Origin of the sequence: Nocardia farcinica (assembly GCF_029867845.1) — a bacterium.
GTDB classification, from domain to species: domain Bacteria; phylum Actinomycetota; class Actinomycetes; order Mycobacteriales; family Mycobacteriaceae; genus Nocardia; species Nocardia farcinica_A.
In genome coordinates, this window is record NZ_JARWRU010000858.1 from 1 (window position 1) to 5,708 (window position 5,708).

The 5,708-nt window shown below is 71.9% G+C and carries 6 protein-coding genes; 3 read left to right on the forward strand and 3 right to left on the reverse strand.

Annotated elements, in window-relative coordinates; all coding sequences use genetic code 11:
* The first annotated feature begins 379 nt into the window (after window positions 1-379).
* From nhaA to QH283_RS18765, 3 genes are all read left to right on the forward strand, one after another.
* Window positions 380-1,585 (forward strand): Na+/H+ antiporter NhaA, encoded by a 1,206-nt coding sequence (gene nhaA / locus QH283_RS18755; protein WP_280504288.1) that lies wholly within the window; start codon window positions 380-382, stop codon window positions 1,583-1,585.
* Between the two features lie 90 nt (window positions 1,586-1,675).
* On the forward strand, window positions 1,676-2,182 hold the full coding sequence (locus QH283_RS18760; protein ID WP_280504289.1) for a phage holin family protein: 507 nt from the start codon (window positions 1,676-1,678) through the stop codon (window positions 2,180-2,182).
* Between the two features lie 2 nt (window positions 2,183-2,184).
* Window positions 2,185-3,132 (forward strand): alpha/beta fold hydrolase, encoded by a 948-nt coding sequence (locus tag QH283_RS18765; RefSeq protein ID WP_280504290.1) that lies wholly within the window; start codon window positions 2,185-2,187, stop codon window positions 3,130-3,132.
* A 34-nt stretch (window positions 3,133-3,166) separates the two neighbouring features.
* Here the strand turns inward: QH283_RS18765 and QH283_RS18770 are convergent, their stop codons facing one another.
* The 3 genes from QH283_RS18770 to QH283_RS18780 all read right to left on the reverse strand — a co-directional run.
* A complete protein-coding gene (locus QH283_RS18770) occupies window positions 3,167-4,360 on the reverse strand; it encodes a MarP family serine protease (RefSeq protein WP_280504291.1) in 1,194 nt (397 codons plus the stop codon).
* Window positions 4,357-5,073, reverse strand: a complete 717-nt coding sequence (locus QH283_RS18775; RefSeq protein ID WP_280504292.1) for an NUDIX hydrolase — start codon at window positions 5,071-5,073, stop codon at window positions 4,357-4,359. The genes QH283_RS18770 and QH283_RS18775 overlap by 4 nt, the downstream gene beginning before the upstream one ends.
* A 232-nt stretch (window positions 5,074-5,305) precedes the next feature.
* On the reverse strand, window positions 5,306-5,708 hold a 403-nt coding region (locus tag QH283_RS18780; protein ID WP_280504293.1), incomplete at its 5' end, for a TlpA family protein disulfide reductase.

The window sequence follows — 5,708 nt, forward strand, 5'->3', positions numbered from 1 at the left end:
CAAACCACGCGACATCTTCATCGTCTCCGAGCTGCCGAAGACCCGCAGCGGCAAGATCATGCGCAGGCTGCTGCGCGACGTGGCCGAGGGCCGGGAACTCGGCGACACCTCCACCCTGGTCGATCCGACGGTGTTCGAGCAGATCCGGGCGGGCAACGCCTAGCCCGACCCGGCCCGGGCGAACCGGCATCGGGACCGCTCTTGATGCCGGTGACCTGGGACACAAGGGCGGCGGGGGGCGGTGGGTCACGGACTCGCCGCCTGCCGTCCTCGATAGGATCGGCTCAGGTGTGCCGGGAAGTCTGGTCGGCGTGCGATCACGGAAGCCGGTCCCACGGCGCCCGGGTCGCGCCCTCGTCGACCCGACCGGAAGGCCCTCGTGATCACCCGCATGCGCTCGGAACTGGCCCGCTATCTACGGACCGAGACCATCGGCGGCGCGATCCTGCTCGCCGCCGCCGCACTCGCGCTGATCTGGGTGAACTCCCCGTGGGCGGACAGCTATGTGCGGATGACCGAGACGGTCGTCGGCATCGAACCGCTGCATCTGGAACTCACCCTCGCCGACTGGGTGAAGGACGGCCTGCTCGCCATCTTCTTCTTCGTGGTCGGCCTCGAGCTCAAACGCGAACTGGTGGTCGGCGAACTGGCCGATCGCAAGCGGGCCGCGCTGCCGATCATCGCGGCCTTCGGCGGCGTGGTCACCCCCGCGATCATCGCCTTCGCCATCGGGCACGGCGAGCCGGGCATGGACAAGGGCTGGGCCATCCCCGTCGCCACCGACATCGCCTTCGCGCTGGCCGTGCTCGCCCTGACCGGCTCCCGGATCCCCGCCGGGGCCAGGGTTTTCCTGCTCGGGCTGGCCGTGGTGGACGACCTGCTGGCCATCATCCTCATCGCGGTGCTGTTCACCGTCGGGATCTCCCTGACCTGGCTGGCCGCCGCGGCCGCCTGCCTGGCGGGCTGGTGGCTGGCCCAGCACAAGCGCGTCCGCACGCCCCTGGTGTACGTGCCGCTGGCGCTGGTCACCTGGTACGCGCTGCACGAGGCGGGCGTGCACCCGACCCTGGCCGGTGTCGGGCTCGGCCTGTTGACCAGGGTGAGCCCCGACCCGGACGAGGACGAAGCCCCCGCCACCCGGCTCGAGCACCTGATCCAGCCGGTCTCGGCCGGGCTGTGCGTGCCACTGTTCGCGCTGTTCGCGGCCGGTGTCCCGCTGGACATCGGGGTGTTCGGCGATCTGGTGACCGAGCGGATCGCGTTGGCGATCGTGGTCGGCCTGTTGCTGGGCAAGATGCTCGGTGTCTTCGGGTTCAGCTGGGCGGCGATCCGGCTCGGCCTGGCCCGCCGCCCGGCCGGACTGCACTACCGCGACATGTTCGCCCTGTCCGTGCTCGCCGGCATCGGCTTCACGGTGAGTCTGCTGGTGGCCGAACTGTCCCTTGGCGGGCTCGACGACGGCGGCGCCACCCTCGAATTGGCAAAGGCGGCAATCCTGATCACCTCCTTGGCGGCGGCGCTGCTCGGGTCGGCGCTACTGTTGCGGCGTGGCCGCGTCCACCGCGACGAACCGGACACGCGGTAGCAGCGGCCGGACGACTGCGCCAACGGCGATCCGCCGCGAGGCGGTAGCCTCCGATAGCAATGTGCCGGGACAGGGAGAAGGGTCGACCAAGTGAGTTTCACCCAGGGCGGTAACGGGAACGACGCGCGCGGCGGGAGCACGGTGAGCTCGATTCCGTTGACGGATGCCAATCCGCCCGGTTCCGCCAGCATCGGATCGCTGGTCCGCGACGCCACCGAGCAGATGTCGACCCTGGTCCGCGCCGAGGTCGCGCTCGCCAAGGCCGAGGTCACCGGTGAGATCAAGAAGGGCCTGCAGGGCAGCGTCTTCTTCGTGCTCGCGCTGACGGTGCTGCTGTTCAGCTCGTTCTTCTTTTTCTTCTTCCTCGCCGAACTGCTCGATGTGTGGCTGTACCGCTGGGCGGCGTTCCTGATCGTGTTCGTGCTGATGGTCGCGGCCACCATCGGGTTCGCCCTGCTGGGCTGGCTGCGGGTGAAGAAGCTGCGCGCGCCGGAGAAGACCATCGACTCGCTCAAGCAGGCGCGCACCGTGCTGCCCGCGGGCCTCGGCCAGCACGCGCACGACGACCAGGTGGCGCTGACCAAGCGCACCAGCTGACCGTGTCAGCGACCCCGCCGCCCGATCCGTCCGTCGTCCGCTACGACGGGCCGTGGACGCATCGGGACGTGCACGCCAACGGCATCCGCTTCCACGTGGTGGAGGCGACGCCCGGCTTCGCCGCCGTGTCCGCCGAGGCGCCGCTAGTGCTGCTGCTGCACGGATTCGCCGACTTCTGGTGGTCCTGGCGGCATCAGCTGACCGGCCTGGCCGACGTCGGCTATCGCGCGGTCGCGGTGGATCTGCGCGGCTACGGCGACAGCGACAAGCCGCCGCGCGGATACGACGGCTGGACGCTGGCCGGTGACGTGGCAGGCCTGATCCGCGCCCTCGGGCACACCGAGGCGGTGCTGGTCGGCCACGCCGAGGGCGGGCTGGTGTGCTGGGCGACCGCGGTCATGCATCCCCGGCTGGTGCGCGCCATCGCGGTGGTCGCCTCCCCGCATCCGGCCGGACTCAAGAGCGCGGTGCTGCGCGATCGCCGTCAGCGCCGCGCCTGGCTGCCCGCTTTCCTGCGCTGCCAGCCGCCCCGCTACCCGGAACACCGGCTCACCACCGATGGCGGCGCCGAAGTGGAGCGGATGCTGCGGCAGCGTTCGGGTCCGCGCTGGGCCGGGAGCGCGGAGTGCGCCGACACCGCCGAGCGGATGCGCACCGCCATCCGCATCCCCGGCGCCGCGCACTGCGCGCTGGAGTACCAGCGCTGGGCCTTCCGCAGCCAGTGGCGGCCGGACGGACGCCGGTTCATGGCGACCATGCGGGTGCCGCTCGACCTTCCCGTGCTGTCGCTGCGCGGCGAGCACGACCGCTACCTGCTTCGCCCCACCTTCCACCGGGCGCGCCGCTGGGCTCCGCGCCGCAAGCTGGTCACCGTGCCCGACGCCGGGCACTACGCGCACCAGGAGAACCCGGACGTGGTGACCGCCGAGGTGGCCAAGTTCCTGGCCTGAGCCCGGGTGGCCCGCCGTGGGCCGCCCGGAGCGCTCAGCTCAGCACGCAGGCCCCGGTGTCGACCCCGATGTGCGAGTTCGACGCCGCCTCCAGCTCGCCGCGCACCTCGGCCAGGGTCAGCACATAGCCGGTGTCGTCGTCGGTGACGGCCGCGCCGAACACCACGCCGAGCACCTGGCCATCGGTGTCGACCAGCGGTCCGCCGGAGTTGCCCGCCCGCACCAGGCCGCGCACCGTGTACACCTCGCGCTCCACGGTCCCGTTGCGGTAGATGGTCGGACCGGTCAGATCGAGCGTCTCGCGCACGCGGGCGGCGCTGGCCGTGTAGGGCCCGCCGCCGGGATAGCCGAGCACGATGGCGCTGTCACCGGTCCTGGCGACCTGCGGCGCCTGCGGGATCACCGGCGAGGAGAGACCTGGCACGGCCAGCACGGCCACGTCCTTGGACGGGTCGAACAACACCACGTCGGCCTCCAACGGCCCGCGCGCGGTGTCCACCGTGACGCTGGTCGTCCCGGCCACCACGTGCGCGTTTGTCATCACCCGCTCGGGCGCGATCACGAAACCCGAGCCCTCCAGCGCGCGCTGGCAGCTGGGCGCGACACCGCGGATGCGCAGCACGCTCTGCTGCAGCGAGGCGGCGACCGGGCTGGCCAGCACACTCGGGTCGGGCGGATCGACCGCGGTGATCGGCGGCTTGCCGAACGGGCCGATCACATCGGGCAGGCCGGAGGTGTTGAGCAACCGGGAGAACTCGTTGGGCACCCGGCGCAGCCAGTTCGGCGCGACTCCGTCGACGTCGGCGAGTACCCGGGAGCCGTTGATGGCGGTGGCGATGGCGGGCTGGGAGGAGGTGGCCAGCGGAAGCGCCAGCAGCCAGGCGGTGACCAGCACCGCGACCGCCTGCAAACCCGCGCCGACCACGCTGTCCACGCCGCGGGTGAACGGGTGGTGCATGCCGCTGCGCGCCGCGCGGCCGAGCACCATGCCCGCCACCTCGCCGACGATCACCAGCACCACGATCAACAGGACGCCGGTGAGCACCCTGGTGCGGCCCTCGTCGACGTGCACGAGCAGGTGCGGGGCGATGAGGATGCCCGCGACCGCGCCGAGCACCACGCCGAGGAAGGCCAGCGCCGAGGCGACCGCGCCCTGCCGCCATCCCGAGGTCGCGGCGGCCAGCGCCAGCACGACGACGACCACATCGAGCCAGATCGACGAGCTCATAAGGACATGCCCACGGCGGCCAGCGACGTCTCCAGATCACGGACGTCGGTGTGGTCCCACTCGCGTTCCCAGCCGGCGCCGGTGATCAACCCGGCCAGGATGCCGCCGGTCAGCCCCCACACCAGCATCCCGTCGACCTGGAAGGCGGGGCTCGAGTAGCCGAGCGGGCTGCGGACCTGGAAGCGGTTGGCCGGGTCGAGCAGCTCGGCCATCGGCGCCCGCACCACCCGCTCGGTCTCGGCGGGATCGACCACCCCGACCTCGCTCGGTTCACGCCAGTAGGCGACCACCGGGGTCACGTCGAAGCGGGACGGGGGCACGAACAGCTTCGGCAGCAGCGCCAGCGGTTGCACGCCCGCCGGGTCGAGGCCCGTCTCCTCGGTCGCCTCGCGCAGGGCGGTGTGCACCGGGCTCGCGTCCTCGGGGTCGGTGGCGCCGCCGGGGAAGGCCACCTGACCGCGGTGCTGACGCATGGTGGACGCCCGCTGGGTCAACAGCACGTGCGCGTCGGCGGGCAGGCCGCCGGGGGCCTGCGGGTCGGGCTCGGGCGAGCCGTCGAAGAGCACCAGGACGGCGGCCTCGCGGGCGGGCGAGGTCAGCGTCATGACCTTGCGCAGTGCCCGCGACGCGGGCGAGCCGCCGCGCTCCATGGACGCGGGTTCGGTGACGCGCCGTAGCCAGGCCGGGGTGTCGTCGGGAAGTTCGATGGTCATGCGGTCGCTCCCGTCGCGGCGGCGCGACTCACGCGCACGTGTCTGGTCACCGGCTCAGATCTGGTCACCGGAGAACCCGCCCCGCTGAACGTGCGCACCACCACCTCCACAAACCATCTGTCGGCCCGCAACAGACGCTGCGAGATGCCCTGCCAACTCTGCCGTGCCGGATTCTTCGTGCTCGACTTTCTCACGAAGCCACCGATTTCTCAGCAAGCACCGGCCATACCGCTCACATCTTCACCCCGAGCGACTGTTCGACGGTCGTGGCGATGTCCTCGACCCCGGTGAAGGTGCGCACGATCACCTCGGCGACCGAGCCGTCCGCCCGCAGCAGCACCGAGACCGGCAGCACCGCGGGCGCGCCGACGGCGGTGCGCACCCGCGCGTCGGAGTCCAGCACGCCGGGCAGGCGCACGTCCAGCCCGGTCAGCCGGGACAGCGCCTTGGCCTCGTCGGGATCACTGTGCACGGTCAGCACCGTCATGGCCTCGCCCGCCCGGTCGGCGAAGGCCTGTAGATGCGGCAGCTCCTGGGCGCACGGCGCGCACCAGTAGGCCCAGAGGTTGAGCAGCGCGGGCTTGCCGGACAGGGCGGCGGCCAGGTCGACCGGTTCACCGTCGGCCAGGCAGCCC